Source organism: Candidatus Chloroploca asiatica (assembly GCF_002532075.1).
GTDB lineage: Bacteria > Chloroflexota > Chloroflexia > Chloroflexales > Chloroflexaceae > Chloroploca > Chloroploca asiatica.
On the sequence record NZ_LYXE01000120.1, the window covers coordinates 1 to 18914 of the forward strand.

At 62.2% G+C, this 18914-nt stretch carries 10 protein-coding genes; 1 reads left to right on the top strand and 9 read right to left on the bottom strand.

The window, feature by feature from the left end; all coding sequences use genetic code 11:
* The first annotated feature begins 525 nt into the window (after positions 1-525).
* Entirely contained in the window at positions 526-1422 is an 897-nt protein-coding gene (locus A9Q02_RS15630) for an integron integrase (protein WP_097654022.1), read from the top strand.
* Positions 1423-1528: 106 nt separating this feature from the next.
* Here A9Q02_RS15630 and A9Q02_RS15635 read toward each other — a convergent pair whose 3' ends face one another.
* From A9Q02_RS15635 to A9Q02_RS15670, 9 genes are all read right to left on the bottom strand, one after another.
* Positions 1529-1978, bottom strand: coding sequence for a nucleotidyltransferase (locus tag A9Q02_RS15635; RefSeq protein ID WP_097654043.1), 450 nt, complete (start codon positions 1976-1978; stop codon positions 1529-1531).
* A 599-nt stretch (positions 1979-2577) separates the two neighbouring features.
* Positions 2578-4290 (bottom strand): hypothetical protein, encoded by a 1713-nt coding sequence (locus A9Q02_RS15640; RefSeq protein WP_141508957.1) that lies wholly within the window; start codon positions 4288-4290, stop codon positions 2578-2580.
* 316 nt (positions 4291-4606) lie between these two features.
* Complete coding sequence (locus A9Q02_RS15645) at positions 4607-7045, bottom strand: hypothetical protein (RefSeq protein WP_097654024.1); 2439 nt, start codon at positions 7043-7045, stop codon at positions 4607-4609.
* A 117-nt stretch (positions 7046-7162) separates the two neighbouring features.
* Positions 7163-9034 (bottom strand): eCIS core domain-containing protein, encoded by a 1872-nt coding sequence (locus A9Q02_RS24680; protein ID WP_216361534.1) that lies wholly within the window; start codon positions 9032-9034, stop codon positions 7163-7165.
* Positions 9031-11010 carry an ATP-binding protein gene (locus A9Q02_RS15655; RefSeq protein ID WP_097654025.1) on the bottom strand — a complete coding sequence of 660 codons (1980 nt, stop codon included), beginning with the start codon at positions 11008-11010 and terminating at the stop codon, positions 9031-9033. The genes A9Q02_RS24680 and A9Q02_RS15655 overlap by 4 nt, the downstream gene beginning before the upstream one ends.
* Complete coding sequence (locus tag A9Q02_RS24305; RefSeq protein ID WP_172451029.1) at positions 11007-11165, bottom strand: hypothetical protein; 159 nt, start codon at positions 11163-11165, stop codon at positions 11007-11009. Before A9Q02_RS24305 ends, A9Q02_RS15655 begins: the two co-directional genes overlap by 4 nt.
* Complete coding sequence (locus tag A9Q02_RS15660) at positions 11155-12915, bottom strand: hypothetical protein (protein ID WP_097654026.1); 1761 nt, start codon at positions 12913-12915, stop codon at positions 11155-11157. Before A9Q02_RS15660 ends, A9Q02_RS24305 begins: the two co-directional genes overlap by 11 nt.
* Positions 12916-12918: 3 nt before the next feature.
* Positions 12919-16803 carry a hypothetical protein gene (locus A9Q02_RS15665; RefSeq protein WP_097654027.1) on the bottom strand — a complete coding sequence of 1295 codons (3885 nt, stop codon included), beginning with the start codon at positions 16801-16803 and terminating at the stop codon, positions 12919-12921.
* A 99-nt stretch (positions 16804-16902) separates the two neighbouring features.
* A complete protein-coding gene (locus tag A9Q02_RS15670; RefSeq protein WP_097654028.1) occupies positions 16903-18903 on the bottom strand; it encodes a hypothetical protein in 2001 nt (666 codons plus the stop codon).
* Positions 18904-18914: the final 11 nt, after the last annotated feature.

Below are 18914 nucleotides of genomic sequence, written 5' to 3' on the forward strand. Positions count from 1 at the left end.
AGCAAGCAGGAAAAGACGATTACGTCGCCATCAGCCCCTGCGCGAAGCGCTTCGTTCAACATGAATTAGACGGCGATCTTGCCACCTACACCCCAATGATACGTGCTCCACGGCGCTTTTGCGACCTATGAGCCGCTATTCCTCTACTACGCGGCGATAGTGCCACCTACACCCCGATTGTACATGCCACACGGCGATCATGCAACCTATACCCGCTGTCCTCGCGCTACGTTGCGGTATTACCACCTACACCCCAATGATCCATGCTACGCGGCAATGTTACCACCTATACCCCAATGATCCGTGCTACGCGGCGATCGTACAACCTATGACCCGCCATTCCTGTACTACACAGCGCTATTGCCATCTATTTCTATCATATCCGCGCTATGCGGCGATGATGTCATCTCGGTCACGTCTGCGTACGCTACGTCTAAGCGTTCTCCTGATATTTCTGCCGTATCTTTTATGCCATTCAGACGGTAGAGATCATGACAACTTCTTGAATACTGAAAGTCAATGGGCATGTCCGAATCACCCCATCCCCCCAAACTCCTTGATCAGGTGCGGGCTGCATTGCGTCGCAAACACTATGCGCTGCGGACTGAAGAAGCCTATGTTGGATGGATTCGTCGCTTCATCCTCTTTCATGGGACGCGCCATCCCCGTGAGCTTGGAGCCACTGAAGTGAGCGCGTTTCTTACCCATCTTGCCGTGGAACGTGAGGTCGCGGCTTCGACCCAGAACCAGGCCCTGAGTGCGCTGCTCTTTCTCTATCGCGAGGTGCTGCTGCAACCGTTGCGCGAAGATCTGACGATCACCTATGCGAAACGCCCCACGTATCTGCCTACTGTGCTGAGTCGCGAGGAGGCGCGGGCGGTGCTTGCGGCACTGTCTGGTACGCACCACCTGATGGCAAGCCTCCTGTATGGCAGCGGGCTACGCTTACTTGAGTGTCTCCGTTTACGTGTCAAAGATCTGGACTTCGCTCAGCGCCAGTTGATCGTGCGCCAAGGCAAAGGAGCCAAAGATCGCGCGACGTTGCTGCCGGATCAACTCCATGCAGCCTTGCGAACGCACATCGCTCACGTCCAGAGCATCCATCAACGCGATCTGCGCGAAGGCTTTGGTGAAGTCGAGTTGCCCTTTGCACTTGAGCGCAAGTTGCCCAATGCAGCACGCGAACTCGGCTGGCAGTATCTCTTTCCGGCCTCCCAACGATCAACCGATCCACGCTCGGGTCGGTATCGGTATGAGCGTTCTGGATCGACGGTTTTCTCGCGCTGTGTGTCGATGATTGCCGATCGGCAGGGCGTCCTTCTGTCCGGCTTGGGCGCATCGGGATCGCTGGGGACTGATCGCGTTACAGCCGCCCAACGATTAGCGTTCACCCGCACGCAAGAGCAGGTACGACCATGCTAAAGCGGAACAAGTAGCATGTCGCGCCGAGTTGCAAACATGGCACGGCAGAGCGTGTCGTGGTGCAACACGGTGTTGGGCTAGAGCGAAACAAGAGAGAGAAGTTGTTCTATGGCAACTGGCTCAAATCATTCAAGTCTTTTAAGCGGCCACTTGCTTGCTTGTTTGCTTTCAAGTCTTCCAAGCTGATGATGTTCACGGCTATGCCATCAATCACGTCTTGGACTCGTCGTGCAAAACAGTCGGCAAACGTCACGCCTGACAAGGTTGTAAACAGGTCAATACGCATTGGTGGCACGCCCATTTGCACGATGTTGTCATCCTGCAGGAATACGTCAGGAGTTGTACCGCTGCTCCCGAACCCAAACGCATCAAGCACGGCAACCATACGGGCAGCATTGTTTGGATCAACCGCAAGCCAGAAGTCAATATCGCCAGTTGCGCGTGGGTAACCGTAATAGGCTACAGCATAGCCACCCACCAGCAGATACTCAACCTCGTTGTCGTTGAGTAATTGTAAGAACTCTTTGAAGTCGGGTGGTAGTTGCAGTGTAACCATACATGGTTTGTCGCATAAATTCCAAAGCAGCAAGCCGTTCACGCGCAGATTTCGTGAGCCAAAACTGAGTATCGTCGGGCGCATCAGCTCGTGAGGTAATTGTAAACGCCGAACGATCCATCCGATAGGGTTGTTGCGTATCAGCCATACCTCTGCCTCCTGGATTGGAGGTATTGTAGCATACGAAAGCACCGTTGCGGCTAGGATTGCCCAGGTAGGATAAGAACGTAGCTCCGCCCAACGTCAGCATCACCGGCTCGCCCCAGAGGACAAACGTGGCCGACGCCACGGGCCGCTACCTGTACATGAGACGTAGGATCGAACCTGTGGGGCGAGTCCGTGTGGACGCGATGTTGGGCGACTGGCGGCGGGGTTGGTGCTGCTTGTGGTAGCTGCGGGCGGCGTGATTGCCGCAAAAGAACACAAAGAACGCAAAGTGTGGATGAAACGTCACGGCATGGGTGCGATGCTCCCAGGCTTGCCTGTTACGCCACATGTGAACACGTACGGTAGCAGGCCAGCCTGGGAGCGAGGGCGTCCCGCCCTCGAAATGCCTTCGAGGGCGGGACGCCCTCGCGCCCAGGAAGTTATGCATCACCCTACCGCTGCCGTACCGGTGTGTTCCAGCTTCCCACGACCCCGATGGCCGAGCGCGCTGCTTCGGCGCCGAGGCCCCATACGACGAGGGCGAGGTAGTCAACGACGGCGTTGCTGCCAAAGGTTGGGTTGTTGGTGTAGAGCTGCACGAAGCCGGTCAGACTCAGCAGGATGAGCACGGTGGCGGTGACGATGACTTTGAAGGTGACGAGCCGCATGTGTGGGCCTAGCAACTTCCAGCGCAGTCCTTCGAGCCACGTTGCCAGATCCTCGTTTGCCTTTGCCCAGAACATGCGCCAGCGTGAGGCTTGGGATGATTTGCTGTCAGGTGTTGGCGCCGTTACCTCACTTTGCAAGAGGTTTGTGAGATATGCGGTGTATGTAGCTGTCTCGGTTGCCGCCACTGGGCCTTGGAGTCTCGCCTGCGCTGCTTTGTTGGCTTGGGCGTTGCTTTGCTGACGAGGGGTTTGTTGTGCGAGCTTCTGCTTGGTTGCCGCAATTGCTTCTACTGTGCGCCTTGCTTCATCGGGTTGGCGCAACGGGTCGATCTGCTTTAAGCTCGCTTGCTCATGTTGCATAGCTTTAACCAGGGTTTGAGCCTCTGGCTGCGTCTGTGCGATCTCCTGGGCCTCGGCGATGCTCGCTTCGACGGCGATGTAGTCACGGATTGCCTGGGTCGCCCGCTCGAGCGTCATCCGTTGCGCTGGTTCCTGGCGTGCTGAATCAGGTATTTCTGTGACGCTTGCGAGATAGTCGTTCTGCTCGGTACGACCAGGTGGAAGGCGCAGGTTTAGTTTTTCCTTCTCGTTGACATAGCGTGTCCAGCTATCCTGGTTATAGTCGGCCAGAAGTCTGTACGCTGCCTGGATGGCTTGTTCAGCCTCATCAGGCTTGTGATTGTCCAGTTGTTGTTGGGCCATCGCAACCTGAGCTGCAAGCGCCCGATTCTCTTTCAAGAGTTCAAGGCCCTCGCGCATGCTCCGCTCGCGGATTTCGTGATGGAGGCGATCTAACCGTGCGCCGACTTCGTCGAGCCGGAAGGCGCCACTGCGGTACTGGGTCACTGTGAGGCCGATGACCACTGCGAGGGTGAGCACGATCAGTGGCCAGGCGGCACCATCTTTGACGCGAATGGTGAGAGGGAGAAAGGTTTCGCCATTGGCATAGATGAAGTGGATCTTGCCGGTATATTCGCCGCTTTCGATGCTGGTGAGATCAAGAGTGATAGGGATGGTGATCAGACTTCCTGCGGTCAGGGTGGGAGGTAGGCCTTGGTGCAATGTGATCTGCTGGTGTCCGAGCACGCGATGGTTGTCCGGGCGAGGCAGATCGAGGATGATAGCCTGTAGATTGGTAATGGTGCTGCTTGCCCGTACCAGCACCAGCCGTGTCTCGGTTGTTGGTCTGGTTGCATCAATGGTCAGGGACTCGGGTAGCAGAGTAAGCGACTGATCAGAGGGCGGCGTCGCCTGCACCCTCGTCACTAGAACGGCCTGGGCTGTCTGCATGGCTTGAAGGGTCGGCAAGAGGGGGATTATCTCGGGTGCGGGTGTGCTGGTGGATGGCAGCGTCTCGGTAGTGGATGTCGTCACCGCGTCTTCAGGCCGGGTTTCGTCCTGGGCCGTTACCTGCAAGGGAGCCAGTAATAAGCAAAACAGGCCAGCTACCACCACGGCTCTTATGAACAAGTCGACACGCACAGTTCTGGAAAGCATAGCCTCCACCTTTCGGAGTCAAGCAAAAGATGCGCTCTCCTTACTCTATCACAGCCCTTCTACCATATCATTACGTCGCTTTCCAGGATTGTCCCAGGCCCACGGGAGGGCGCAGCAGCGATGGCGTGGGCGGTCACCATGAACCGTTGCATGCCCACGGGAGGGCGCAGCAGCGATGGGGTCTTCCATGCGCCGCAGTGAAGATTCCTCACTACGTTTGGAATGACATGGCTGGCGTTGGCCCCCCGCCGCGCCCGCCGTGTCACCCCGCTGCGCCCTCCCTGTCAACCCACATGCCCCATCACAGCAAGCCGCTTTATTGTTCCGTCTGGGTGCTGGTGATGGCGCCGAGTATGCCGGGGGGTATGGCGTCGATGGGGATTTGGCGTGGTTGCGGGATTTGGTTGAGGGGGATGCCGAAGCTGGCATCAATGGCGTTGGCTTGGTGCATGTTGGTGCCTGCGAAGGCGTTGGGATCGTTGAAGGGGACTTCCCAGGCGCGTACTGGGGTGCCGTTGGTGTTGGTTTCGATGAAGTAGATGTATTCGGGGACGGGGGTGCCGTCGGCGGTGACCGGGGGTTGGTCACGGTAGACGTTGACCTGGCGGTATTGGGTGCCGCCACCTGGATTTTCGCTGAGCATGCGCTGGGTCAGGCGCATGCGGCCACTTAAGGTGCCCCATTGGGGCGGTTCGGGGGTGAAGTTGCGCGGGTCGAGGTTTGAGTCGCCGATGTCGATGGTGCGCCGGGTGGTGTCGCGATGATCGACCTGGTGCCCGCGGATCATGCGGCGATTGCTGCCGTCGGGCATGGTTACGGCAAAATCGTCGGTGGACATGGGGAAGTCGCGGCGGGTGCTGCGTGGTGCGCCGGGGAAGGGGTCGTTGGCGGCCATGCCTGCGTAGCCTGTGGCTGACGATTGCTGGGTTGAACGTGAGCCAACGAGTCGCAATGCGCCAGGTGCTGCCCCTTCTGGGCCGTATAAGAAGTTGAAATTCGCATTGGGATTGGCATTTGTTTGTTGCCCGTACCAGGCGAGTTCAAACTGTTGCTGTGGGCCATAGGTGCGTACAGGCACCCATTGATCGGTTCCCCCTGAGCGTAGACGTGTCCAGGCATACCCGGCGACCCCAGGATCTTCGGCGAAGGCAGGTAGTTGTTCGCGGGGGAGGTTGTGGAAGCCTGATCCAGCCCCGCGTACTGGGGCGATGGGTGAGTAGGGGCCGGCAAGCATCCAGGATGGCGTGACGGGTTGTCTGCCTGAGCGGTAGAGGCCGTGCATTGGCACGACGCTAAAGCCGGCACCTAGGGCGCCGCCCCAGACAAAGCCGCCTGAGATGCCAGCGCTGTATTGATCGCCGGTGATGTCGCCGCGCAGATAGGCAGGCAGGTTTTCGAGGGCCGCCCCGCCAGCGCCAGAGGGAGCGCCAATGATGCCGCCGGTGATTGCCTGTGAGGCGAGGCGTCCGCCGGTGGTTTGCACAAAGCCGGGGCCAAGGCGCGTTGCGAGTTGCCCGGTCACACCGGCGCTGACGACGGGGGCGGCGAACGCGCCAATGCCGCCGGTTAGGCCCTGGATCGAGCCAGCGTAGGCCCCGCTGGCGAAACGGTCGCCGACCGAGCGATCGGCCTGCGCGCCGGGCAGGGCAACTTCGAGCCCGCCACGCACGACTGCGCCGGTGCCGGTTGCTGCGCCAAGCGAGAGCAGCGTTGCGCCGGTGCCGGTTATGCCGGCGGTGCCCAGGGCAGCGAAGGCGGCGGGGGCGGCAAGCGCACCGGCCATGCCGGCCACCATGCCAAACGACACATTGCGTACCACCTCGAGCCGCCGAACGGTGACTTCCGCCCCGCCGATGGTGCCATTGATGTAGTGATGCCATGCGGCTTCGGCCTCGCCCAGTTCACGACCCAACTCAACAACCTGTTGTTGGAACTGATGCAAGCGCTGCGCATTGGCAAGCGGATCGCCGGTGAATTCGAGTGCATCGAGCGCTTGCTTGACCGCCTCGGCGCGGGCCTTGGGGAGGATGAAGCGCATCTGGCTCGGCACGTCGACATCGCCCATCCAGTCACTGATGCCGCGTACGACGCTATTGGTGTTGTTGACGTGATCGTTGCGCGTTTCGAGATAGATCTGGAGCATGCTCGCGATGCGGTCGGCCTCGCGGGAGGTGACGCGCCGCAAGCCGCTGAGCATTGCGTTGAATTGTCCTGCGGTGACGGCGACGGTACGGCCTTCGATGGGGAACTGGTAGACCAGGCCGTCGTCTTCGACTTCGGTGGGGATGCCGTTGGTACGCATGATCGCACCAGACTCCAGGCCTTTGCTGATGGCTTGCTGGGTTGCGGTGGTGATCCGGCCCTCAACGAGGCGCAGCGTGCGCCCTGGCTGCAACACCTCGCTGGAGAAGATGCCGTTCTCTTCGCCGAGCCGCAGCGCTTGCTCGGGCGTGCCATAGATATAGGTAGCAATCTCTTCGAGGCGCGCACCGGGCGCGGTCACGCTCGCATAGATCTGGCGGCTCTCATTATCGAGGCCAAAGATCACTGGCGGACCCTGGGGGCGCTGCGCTAGAGCCTGGGCCGCTGTGTCTGGCTGTGCCGTGGCAACGGGCTCGCGCTGGACAAGCTGTTGCGGGGCGGGCGAGAGAAAGAGCGGCATGCCCGCAGAGGTGCCGCCGGTTGAGGGGGGAGCGTTGGTTGACTCCGATGTACCTGTTTTTGTTGTCGTTTTTGTTCGGGTCGCTGTTTCCATCGCTATCATACCATTTCAGATTTCAGATTTCAGATTTCAGATTTTAGATTGCCATGCATGGCGTTCTCATGCGCTTTGGCAGGACGACCTATGGGGGTTGCTCAATTCCAATTGGTGTCACCTGGTTGCGGCATCATAGATGCCTTCGGCGGCGCTGCGTGTCGCAATGCCGCCGGCGATGCCAAAGCCTATGCCAAGAAGAACGGAACAGACCGGTGCCCCTGGGCCACAGGCAAGACCAGCAGCAGCACCAAAGGCCAGACCACCGACAAAACCGCTGGTTGCGCCGATCGCGGTGCGGGTACGGGTCTCGGGGGGGGCTGTGGCAATTTCGTAGCCAGTTGCGACCACACCTACGACAATGAACGCACGCCCGGCAAAGCGCATGACGCGAAAGCGGGTCAGATTCTGGGCGGCAGTGCCTTCGACGGCGGCTGCACCGCCTCCGCTGCCCGGATTGCGCAGCGATAGCGGCATTTGTCCACCCGGCTCAATGACCGCGCCCGGCCCTTGATAGCCACGGGGCATCACAATCGTGCGGTCAAGGGGGCGGTAGAGCGTGCCAGGTGGCAAGTCGGCACCTTCGATCACGACCAGCGCCTGCTGCCCCAGGGCACCTCGCCCGGCAAGGTTAGCGGTTTGCTGGGCGGCATTGGGTTGCCCCGCAAAGGCATAGCTGCTCGGCTCGAAGAAGGGGGTCAGCAGGTTGCGATAGACGCCGGTGGAGGGGCGGAGCATAATCGTGCCGCCGCCGCGCGAGATGAGGGGGGCATTCTGGGCGGGCGTGTAGTGGAACGCACGGCCAGCCCGGATCATCGCTGATTCGGCGGCGGTGGGTGGGCGGGCGAAGGGTGAATATTGGCCGAGCAATCCGCCTGGCTGGGCCATTGAGGAGCTGATCAGGGCTCCTTCTGCGCCAACGGCGGCTTGGCCTACCATTTCGCCCATCGCAACAATTGGCGCGGAAAACATTGGTTCGTCGAATGATGGCACAACCTGCGGTGCTGGCATCGGGACGATTTCGCCTTCGGGAAGCTGGGCGACAATGTCTGGCGGCAGATCATCGAATGGCAAGAGCATGTAGGCGCCGTCAAGAGGCAGACCGGGTGGCCGTGGAATGTTGCTTTCGAGCAACGTGCCAGCCATGCCTGCTTGTTGCAGTGTACGCTCGGTATGCACTTGTTCCAGGACGGCGAGGTTGCTGCGTGCGGCTTCAAATTCGGGTGTCTCGGGCGATTCTGTTTGAAGTTGTTGCTGCACGATTGTGATCTGGTCTTGCAGTTCGTCATCGGTGAGCGCTTGCGCCCAGGTTTCGTTGATGCTCATTGTGCGAATGTCGCCCACCACCTCACGCTGGATGCCCAGGGCTCGCCCTTGCCGCTGCTGCACCACGTGCGCTAGTTCGTGTGCCAGGAGCGTCTGGCCGGTCTGGGTGCCGGGGGCATATGCGCCGGCGCCAAAGACGATGTTGTTGCCGGTGGTGAAGGCCCGCGCCTGGATCGATGCGGCTTTGTCGCTTGCCTGGGAACCGGTGTGGATGCGTACGCCGCTGAAGTCGTGCCCAAAGCGCGCCTCGAAGCTCTGGCGCGTCGGGGCGTCAATGGGCTGTCCGTTGGTTGAGGGCAAGACGGTGCCTGCGGATGGGGGCGCCGAGGTGGAGCCTGCCAATTCCCGCTGGATCAGCGGCGCTTCGTCGCCTCCCTGGCAATGGGCACAGGTTCCGCCACAGCTACAAGCTCGCTGCACGGTGTCGGCAGGGGCCAGAGGCATGCGCATTACCTGAGCGGCAACCCGGTCGGCTTCTTGTTCATAGCGGTCGCCTGGCCGATTCAGGCGCAGCTTTGGCTGCACCGGGGGTGGGGCGGCGCTCGCGAGAAAGAAGGGCATGCCGACACCCAGCCCGGCTTCGCGCTCGGCTTCAGGTTGCGCCAGAGGCTGGTGCGGTTCAGTGGCGGGTTTGCTTTTGTGCTCAGGTGGGGCTGTTTTCATACGGATACCAGTTCAATGGGCATCTGTTGGCCGAGTTTCTTGTATTCACGCGTGAGTCCGTCGAGAATGTCGTCAAAGGTGATGAGACGATCGTTCGCGCGGGCGCGGGTAGCCCCGGCGAGCACGACGTTGCGGATGTGGCCGCCCGCCATGTCGACCAGGGCAGCCAAGGTGTTGATCTGCTGACCGGTCAGGGTGTGACCAGTGCCAAGATGATTCAGCCAGAGATCGCGGCGTTCTTCGGGTTCGGGCATCGGGAAGTCAATGATCATGTCGAGCCGCCGCGAGAAGGCGGGGTCGAAGCGGCCACGGCTATTGCTGGTTAGCAGCGTGATGCCGTCGTATGACTCGATGCGTTGCAGCAGATAGTTGGTCTGGGCGTTGGCAAAGCGGTCGTTGGCCTGCTGCACGTCGGTGCGTTTGCCAAAGAGCGAGTCGGCTTCGTCGAAGAGCAGGACAACTTCGCTCTGTTCGGCGCGGGCGAGCAGTTGCGCCAGGTTTTTTTCGGTTTCGCCGATATATTTGCTGGTGACCGAGGCGAGATCGACGCGGTAGAGCGGTAGGCCCAGATGGGTGGCGAGCCACCCAGCCGCCAGGGTTTTGCCTGTCCCCGATGGGCCAACAAAGAGGGCGCGCACACCCGGTTGATAGCGCGACGTCGCGGCCAGGCCAAGGTCGGTCACGAGTTCGTCGCGTACGAGGCAGCGCTGCACAAGCGCTTCGAGCTCGCGGCGGAGCGTGGCATCAAGGGTCAGGGCTTCATCGAGGATTGGTTGGGGCAACGGTTGCGCCAGCCCTTCGAGGCCGCCGCCTTCGCTGGCCCAGGCGGCGGCGCGCAGGTCGGTGGCGGTGAGCCTGGCGCGTCCGTGCAACTGCGCCTCGTGTTGCGCGACTTGCCCCAGGTGTGCGATGCGCCCGCTGCTGTGGCGATGGTGGCGTGCCAGGTCGGCGGCGAGTTCGGCATCGCCGGTGACGCCGAGCCACAAGGCTTCACGGTCGCGCCGCTCGGGTACCGGGAGCGTCCAGCTGTAGAGCGTTGCGCCGGCACGCTCCACCGAGCCATCTGGCCCGCTGATCGCCAGCACTGGGCCGGTATACCCTGGCAGCGCCGGGAGGGTGCGCTGTTCGCCGGGGGCGAGTTCGAGCGGAAAGACGGGCAGGAGTTGACGGAGGAGCAGCCAGGGCACGAGGCCCGGCAGCGTCTGCGTCGGGTCGAGGTAGACGGGGCGCCGTTGCAAGGCCTGGGCCACGGCAACGGCGACGGCTTTGCCCTCGGCGAGTGAGCCGGTGCGAATCAGCAGGCCGCCCCTGGTGGCCTGACTGAGCGCGAGCGCCTGGCGGTGGGCTTGCTCCTCGATCGCTGCGGGCAGTTTGATCTGCGGGCCAGGCTCAAGCGTTGCCCCGGATAGGTCAGCATCACGGTCGTGCAGCGCCAGACAGATGGCGAGTGGCACACGCACCGGGCGCTCGGGCAGGGGCAGATGCTCGTCGCCCATCACGAGCAGACCGCTGCGCATCGCTGGCCCGGTGACAAGGCTCGGGATTGGTGCATGCTCAGGATCGGAGTGCAGGGTCGCCAGCAGGCTCATCGTAGGACGACTGCCACCGATGGGTGCCTGCACATACGCGATCGTGCGGCCAATCATCATATCGTCTTCGACCGCCGCGGCCAGCGTGATCGCCAGGATCTCGGCATCCGACAAAGCCATGGTCTTTGCCAGGCGCAAGAGAGGCCAGTCGACCCGCGCCGAGGCCTGGAAATACGCGACCAGTCGCTCGCCCCAGCCTTCGCGGTGCGGATCGACGAGGTGATAGGCGTGCAGCAACAAGGCGTGTTCAGGGCGATCCGGCTGCGCTTCGAGCGCACCAAGCATGCGCGACGCAATGCCCGCTAGGGCGTAGGTGCGCAACGTGACAGGGGGCAGTTCTTCACGCAGCCCGTTTTGTGCTTGTTGGGTTGTTGGTGCTTGAGTCATTGTTTAGCCGACATACTTTCTGACGAAGCCCGATTTTCTGACGAAGCCTGATTTTTGACGCAAAGACGCAAAGGCGCAAAGGTTTTGAGGGAGCCTGATTTTTTGACGCAGAGGCGCAGAGGCGCAAAGGTTTTGAGGATATGTTCAAAGAGCATAACGCAGTTCCTCCACGTTGGCATAATGAAATGAGACGACTTTCCCTAACCATGGCACCCAGCCAGGATTGAAGTCGAGGCCGAGACGCCGCAGGCGTAGATCGGTTTGGCTGTGGTCGAAGGTGAGGTCGAGATGGGTTGTGGTGGCGCTGACCAGGGCAGGACGGTTGATGAGATCGCGGAGGCCGATGTGGGCCGGGCTGCGCCGTAACCAGCGACGGGCGGCGGTGATCCAGGCGTGCAGCGGTGAGGGCAGGTTCGCCAGGGGTGCACCGCGCCGTAGATCCGTTGCTGCATGCAACTCGTGCAGGCCCGCCGGTCGCTGGTGTGACCACCGTGCGAGCAGCAGGCGTCCGGTGCGATCAATGATCACACGCAGCCCTGGCTGTTGCTCGACGCGATGGATTGTGGCGGATGGTAGCACCGCCGGGCCGTTGTGCCAGGTAGCGGGTGCAACGAAGGTGAGCGCGGGATCGTCGGGCATCGCTTCGCCGAGAAGGTGGTGCAACGGGTCTTGTTCGGTGAGGCCGAGGTGCAGCGCGACCTCGCGCAACAGCGCCCAACCCAGGTCGGCCTCGATCCAGTGGGGCTGGGCCGCAAGAAAGGCTCGTATGTCGAGTCGCTCGAGCACGGGGAGCAAGAAGAAGAGCCCGCCAAGTTGGGTGACTGGTAGCTTCCAAGTGGGTATTGATTTGCTAGGGTGATTTGCGAGCGGCGGTGAAGGCTGGGGTAGCGCGGCCTGATTGCCCTGCGGCCCTGGCTTGAGCTGCGACGAGCGCTCGACCGGCGCACCGAGGGCCGAAAAGGTCGCACCGCCAGACGGCGGCAGTTCATCTGTGGTTGCCTCGGCTGGATACGTCGCGGTGTGCGCGGCCTGAGCCGGGTGCGGGTCTTGGTCTGGTTCTGGGGTGAAGCCAACTGGCGACGGCTGTGCCGTTGGTGCGATGGTCATCATGCTGGTGAGTAAAGCCGCCCGTATGGGCAAAGTCGGATCAAGCACGCGGGGCGGGTGGGTGGCCACCAGGGCGCTTGTGGCGAGCCAGTGCGAGCGTGGATCACCGCTGCCCCACCGCTTGATCCAGCGTGCCAGGGGTGTGCGCCACGCCGAGGCGAGCAGTGCGGTTGGCATTGCTGGTGGCCCTGCTAATCCTTGCATCTGTGCTGCGTCATTGGGGGGCAAGGCTGGCGCTGCTACTGGGGCAGACCAATGACGCAGCGCCAGCAGCCGTGCGCCATCAGTGGGCGTCAGGGTCGCCAGCAATGGTTCAAGCGCCTCGCGGGCCGCGAGTTCAGTGAGTACGCGCAGCAGCATTGCGGTGCCGACACTGGTTGCAGGGATCGCGTAGAGCAATGAACGCAACGGCGCACGTGGGTCGAGGGGCGGGACGACGAGCCGCCAGAACCAGGCGCTGATTGGCTGACGCGCCACGAGGCGCAGGGCCAGCAGCGTGTACGCCTCGGCTTCGTCGTGAAAATAGACCGCCTGGGCCGCCGGTGCCCCTGCCGTCGCCGCATGCACCGCCGTTGCGCGCAATAGGCGCATCCGTGCTTCGAGGGCCATCGCGAGCGCGACGGGATTGCGGGCGGGGTTGATCGTGCCCACATGCAGATAGCGCACAAGCAGCAGAAGCCCTGGCCCGGCCCCTGGCAGTGACGCGGTACGCAGGGCATCTTCAAGCAGGAACGCGCCCCGCTGCACTAGATGGGCCGCCGGCGCATGAAGACGAACTCGATGGACCAGACGTGACATAGGCTACCGTTTTCTATGACTCAACGCAAGCGTTGCCGGCTCGGCGAGTTGCACTCGCGCATTGACCTCGAGTTGCACTGTGGGCTGCATCGTTTTGATGACCTGCACTGACGCCACGCTGCCGGCGAGGTCATCAACGAGCGCCTGGGCAACCACGGTATTGCCCTGGTAGAGCAAGGCGATCATGCCGACATGCACCTTCGCCGGATCGATCTTCAGCCGGACGCGGCTCCCTTCGCTGGCTGTGGTGGCTTCTTCAATGGAGGCCGACACCAGTTCATTGACGGGGGCGTGGCTCGCTAGCAAAAGGCAGACGCGCACAAGATCATTGATGAAACTGGTCGCCTCGGGAACCCGCTCATCAACGCGCAGGAAGAGCCAGTCAACCATCGTCTGCAATTCACGCCGTTCGAGCCGGTCGATCTCGCCCCAGCGCGGCAGTGACGCAAGATTGCGCAGGTTCACCGGCTCGTCGTATTGGCTCAGGCGTTCGGCCCAGGTCAAGCGCAGCGCGGGCAAGACCGTCGCAAAGCCATTGTAGAGACAGGCGGCGACGTGCATAATCTGGTTGAGCGTTGTGGTGGCCTGATCAGCAATGTCGCTGCGGCTATGCCTGGCATTGAGCAGATCATTCAGCGTAACATGCGCTTCGGCGGTGACTCGCGTATGCTGCCAGCTTTTGCCGATGGTCGCATGGTTCAGGTCGAGGCGGGCGGTCGTCTTGCGTTGCTCGGCCACGATCTGTTGCTGTGCGGTATAGACCCGACTGAGCCCGCTGGCAAGCAGGTTTTGACTCTGGAAGGCCGGCTGGATCGCATATTGCGCCGGTTGGAAGACTTGCGCCCGGTTGCGCGCCGTCAGGATTGTTTCGACCATTGTTTCGACCCGGTCGAGCCGTTGCAAGAGTGGGCGCAGATCGTTGAGCCATTTGAGCGGGGCTTCACGCAAGAGAGCGATCATCTCGCGGAGCTCGGGGGCAACATAGGCGCGCCGGGCAAGGCAGGCCGGAACGGGTGCCGCGACCAGGCCATTGTCGACAACGCGTACCGGGACATCTTTGCGATTGTCGCTGAGGCGTGGTCGGTAGTAGGCAAGAAAATCGACGTGCTCGGCGATGATCTGGGTGCGCCGGTCGTTGATCGCGGCGATGCGGGCGGTCTCTTCCGCTAGCAATGCGGTCGCTACAGCGACATCGTGCCGCGCTTCGGCGAGCTCGTCACCGATCAGCTTGAGCCGACGATCGGCCTGGGCAGCGAGATCGGTGATGGCCTTGAGGGTTTGCTCGCATCGGTTAATCACCGCTCGGTAGGCGCGGATGCGCCCTTCGACCAGGCGCAACACCGCGATGGTGTGTTCGGTCTGCTGCACCGCGAGCGAGAAGAACTCGGCTTCGTCGGCGTCGGCGGGATCGGGGTCGCGTAGCAGATCGAGGAAATTGTTCGCGGCGAGGTCGCGCAGCGAGCGCGACTCGCGGCGGAGCCGGGTGCGCCCATCGCCAACTTCTTCGAAGACGGGACGGCCATCCTGGTAGACGGCGACGCCGGGGACGCTGATCTCATCGAGGTTGAGGCCCATGTCGAGCAGTTTGTGCAAGCCGCTCGCCACATCGAACTTGGCCGCAATCGTCGCCTCTTTGGCCTCGTTTGCCTCGGGCGCGCGCAGGCGCTCGGCAACGGTCATCGTGCGAAAATCGTAGCCTTTGCCCACCAGATGCGCCTGGCCAATGATTGCTTCTTGGGGCGGTACGAGCGACGGTGTCGCAAAGAGCTTGCCCCCGCTGGCGGTGGCAGCTTGGCCGCGGACGCTGTCGAGGTCGAGGGCCAGTTCACCGCGCCCCCCGCTGAGGTCACGGCGCCCAGCAGCGAGCCCGGCTGCAACCGTTGCGTCGGGGATGCTTCGCCCGGCCAGGCCAGCCGTGAGCCGACTGACTTCGGCGGAGAGAAAGAGGTTGCGGGGTGTCGCGCCACTGAAGCCGGCAGGTGGCATGCCCGGTGTTGTTGTGGAACGGATGGTTGCACCGGCCACGAGGCCACGGCCCCCGCGATCGCCCGGTGTCGGCGCGTCGCCGGTGATTGGCGTGCCCTGGGTTCGTTTGATCGTATCAGGCTGGACGACACTCCCCAGGTAGCGGCGTATCTCCTCGTTGGCAACAAGCGCCGAGTCGCTCCGGGCAATCTCGGGGAGGGCGGTCGAGGTTGCGAGGCGTGTTGCGCCAACATTGCCCATCAGCAATTGGCGCAGGCGGTACATATTGGTCTGCGCCTGGACAAAGCCGAGATCGATGCGGTCGTCGGCTTGCTTGACGCGTTCCTGCAGAAAGACGATGAAATTGCTGAGCCCCATCTGGTCAAACTGGGCCATTTCGGGTTCGCGCAGCAAGGCCTGTTCAGCCAGCCAGGCGCGTAACTCTTGACGCACCGTGACGACCGGCGCACCATCGAGTTGTGTTGTACCATACGCCGCCTCGGGCTCGGCGAGTGCCGGATCGCCCGCGTCGAGCAGGTCGTCCCCGGTGAGCACCGTCTCTTCGCCGACCGCATCGGGGTCGGGGTCAGGATAGACAAGGGCCTCGCCGGTGATCGCTTTGACGAGCGCACTGGTGATCTGGTGAACCTGGACACGCCTTCCCAACCAGCGATTGCGCCGTAGCTCAAATGCAGCGAGCGTTGTTTGAAATTCGCCGTCAACCACTTCGACGCGCAACAAATCGGGTTCGTACCAGACCTGGGGTACCGGCACGGCGACGCGCACCCGATCGGGAACGCGCAGATCAAATGGGTCGAGTGAGGCGCTCGCTTCGAGCACCACATCGAGCTGTTCGAGCACCACCGGCAGCGCCTCGACCACATAGCCGGGGGGAAAGAAATGGTTCTGGGCGCGGGTCGTGCCGTCGTCGGCAAGCAGGCGCGGCTCCAGCGCACCGGCGGGTAGAATCCCTGCCGGAGGCATGGAGCGTACGCGGGCGGCGATCTGCTCAATTGGCATACGCTCCAGACTCAACTCGGCCATATAGGCGCTGAAATGCTGCATCCGCGCCTGCCACAAAAACGGATTGCCGCGCCCTGGTAGCAGCGGCGTACGGCGGCGCGGCTTGCCTCCCGCCCGCACGACGGCATAGCGATCAACAAAGAGCGCGTTCCAACTCGCGTCAAAGCCGACCAGACCCACCGGAACACCAAGGTGCTCCCAGGGCATGAGTTCATCCGGCGCGAGCGACGCTTCGGCCTCAAAGATGGCGTGGGCCAGATGATTCTGCCACTGGTTGGCATCAAAGGCAGGCAGATTGAGCGCATGCAACGGCCAGCTATAAAAAGTCAGGGCAAGCCCATCGATCCACTGCCAATCGGCAAAAGCCTCGTCTTGCTCATCAAGCGCGCACGGATCAGTGCTGTCGGTCGCTGCGCTCAACGGGATGGTCACCGGCGATAGCAGCAGAATGCAGGCGCGTGGCAACGGATCAGCGTCGGTGCTGGCGATCAGCGCGGCGAGCGAGCGCTGCGTATGGCCGCTGCCCAGGCCCGTCTCGGGCGGCACGTAGACCTGTGGTGCGTGGATCGGCACGCGCAACGGCTGGGGCACGGTCACATCGTTGCCATCGGGCGTCAGCCCGGTGCCCGAGTTGAGATGGAGAAAGGTGCCGCCTTCGCCGCGTTCAAGGCCGATCTCGAGACCCTCGACGACCCCGGACGAGACAACCTGACCACGTAGCGCAAGATGCGCCTCGCGGATCGTCTGTTCAGCCTCGAGCGCCCGGTGACTCAGCGAACGCCCGGTAAAAAAATTGAGCCGACGACGCCAAGCGCTGACGAGATCCGGACGTAGCTCGGGATCAACGGCGAGCAAGTGCTCGTCGCGCTGCGCATTGCGTATGCTCTTGAGAATTCTCATAGTCTTCCTTTTCCGCTTACCTGGCGCAAACGGCACATCTCTGGCGTACCATGTTGCGCTGGCAGCGAGGGCGCCTCGCCCTCGCTGCCAGCGCAACAATTATTCCCCACGGCGCGGGAAGAAGGGAATCTCAGCCGGGTCAGTCTGTGAGACCCTGATCCCTGCCGCTTCTAACTGCTCAACCAAGGCCTTGAAGACCTCTTCAGGCGACAGATCGCCTTCGCGCAGCGCCTGCCCGATTTTGTGCAAGAGGTCATTGATGGTTGTCAACTCGTTCTGGTTGTTGAACTGGGTGATCAACTGATCGATTTCTGGGACAAGCAGAAAGCGTGGCAGGGTCGCGATCAATTCGGGGTGAAACCGGTTCAGCACATCACCATCCTGCCGACGGAGGGTGGCGTAGCCTTGACCAGCGCTTTGATACCGACGGGCCACACTGCGCAAGCCGGTGCGCGGCACCCCCTCGACAAGGCTCATCTCGTGAATGCTACCGGCGAGCAGGAACGGTTCATTGCGCCAGCGTGCATTGTCAAGCAGCGTGACAACGCTCTCCCAGGTGTTGTTTTCGCGGGCAGCCGAGCGGAGCGCGGCAAAACGACGAAAATAGAAATTGGGCAGATCGCGTTCGCCAAGCGCGTCAAGCAGGCGGTTCTCGCTGATCAGGGTGCGATCGGGTACCTCGTCACCACCGCCTTCGCCGCCGTCCACCGGCGGTTCGACCGGAAGCGGAATGATCGTGCCGACAAGTTCGGCTTTGTAATGAAAGTTGCGCCGCCGGACAAACCAGAGCTCCTCGGTGCGTTGCAAAACCTCTTGCCATGCGCGATCGGCGAGACTCGCCGGATCAAGGATCGGCGGAGGCAGGCGTTGCGGCAGGCGCAGCGTGCGTAGGGCTTCGAGCGGTTTGCGTGCTGCGACGAGGCCCGGTGCGGCGGGGCGCAACAGGCGGGTGGTGCTTTCGAGTTGATTGATGCGCTGGCGTAGCTCGCTACGGGCGAGTGGAATAATGATCTGCACACTGGTGCTTTCGAGTTGATCGGCGGTGAGCGTCAAATCAAGCGGCGGCAGCACCAGACTCTCTTCGAGCAGGATATTCAATTCATCAACGGGCACCACCGAAAGATCGACCTCGATCCCAGGCGGAAAGTAGGTCTGGGTGAAATCATTGGGATTCACCGCCGAGCGAGGAAGGCGGCCAGCGGGTGGCAAGACCCGGAAATAGTCGGTGGCACTGAAGGGACGCCCGCCCTGGCGCTCGAGCACGCTGGTGAGATGCAGATCGTATTGCAACAGATGCGCCTCGCGGGTGGCGCGGGTTGCAAAGCCGAGCATTGGCCCGAGCCCGATCACATCGGCATGTTCAGCCCCGATCTCGCGGCGCACCAGGAAGGGGTCGATCCACTCGACGGTACCGCGATTGAGCGCAACCATTGCCAGCGGGAGCGTACCGACCGGCAATTCGCGCTCGGCGTGTTCAACAAAGATCGCGTAGGCGACCTCGGCGCGGCGCTGGTCAAGCTCGTTGCTTGTGGCACCATCGCTGAAGGGGATCAGCGTCACCGCCGTCGCCTCAATGATGTCGCCATCCTCGACGCTGCGTTCGCCTTCAACCGCAGTTGGGTAGGAGACAATGGGATTCGCCGTATACTCGACCGCCCGCAGCGCCACGATAAAGAGACCGGTCAGCGTGCGTGGCGGCACGACGGGCACCCGTGACAGCCCGAAGGTACGGTTGAGCCGCTCGATCTGCGGGATGTTCTGCACTTGCAGGGTCAGTTCACGCGGAAGAATGACCATTTCGCCGAGCGAGGTGAGGCCAAAGCCTGGCTGGATGTGCAAGCCGCGCCGGTCCGCGACGACCTCTAACCCGCGCACGACGCCGACCCCGCCGGCCTTGCCGAGATCGGCCTGCCGTGTGAGCACATAGTTTTGTTCATTCGTCAGATCGCGGGCAGCCAGAAAGCGCCCGTCGAACCACTGCGGGCGACGGCGGCGGTCGTCAACGACCAGGATGCCATCGCGGGTCAGGCGGTCAGCCTCATCGCGGTTGATGCGCAGCCGCATCAAGCGACGACCAGCCTCCAGGTTGAGATCAAACATAACCTCTCTCC

Coding starts and splice junctions, on each gene's coding strand:
- A9Q02_RS15630 (WP_097654022.1), top strand. CDS start 526: ATGTCCGAATCACCCCATCCCCCCAAACTCCTTGATCAGGTGCGGGCT.
- A9Q02_RS15635 (WP_097654043.1), bottom strand. CDS start 1,978: ATGGTTACACTGCAACTACCACCCGACTTCAAAGAGTTCTTACAATTA.
- A9Q02_RS15640 (WP_141508957.1), bottom strand. CDS start 4,290: ATGCTTTCCAGAACTGTGCGTGTCGACTTGTTCATAAGAGCCGTGGTG.
- A9Q02_RS15645 (WP_097654024.1), bottom strand. CDS start 7,045: ATGGAAACAGCGACCCGAACAAAAACGACAACAAAAACAGGTACATCG.
- A9Q02_RS24680 (WP_216361534.1), bottom strand. CDS start 9,034: ATGAAAACAGCCCCACCTGAGCACAAAAGCAAACCCGCCACTGAACCG.
- A9Q02_RS15655 (WP_097654025.1), bottom strand. CDS start 11,010: ATGACTCAAGCACCAACAACCCAACAAGCACAAAACGGGCTGCGTGAA.
- A9Q02_RS24305 (WP_172451029.1), bottom strand. CDS start 11,165: ATGCTCTTTGAACATATCCTCAAAACCTTTGCGCCTCTGCGCCTCTGC.
- A9Q02_RS15660 (WP_097654026.1), bottom strand. CDS start 12,915: ATGTCACGTCTGGTCCATCGAGTTCGTCTTCATGCGCCGGCGGCCCAT.
- A9Q02_RS15665 (WP_097654027.1), bottom strand. CDS start 16,803: ATGAGAATTCTCAAGAGCATACGCAATGCGCAGCGCGACGAGCACTTG.
- A9Q02_RS15670 (WP_097654028.1), bottom strand. CDS start 18,903: ATGTTTGATCTCAACCTGGAGGCTGGTCGTCGCTTGATGCGGCTGCGC.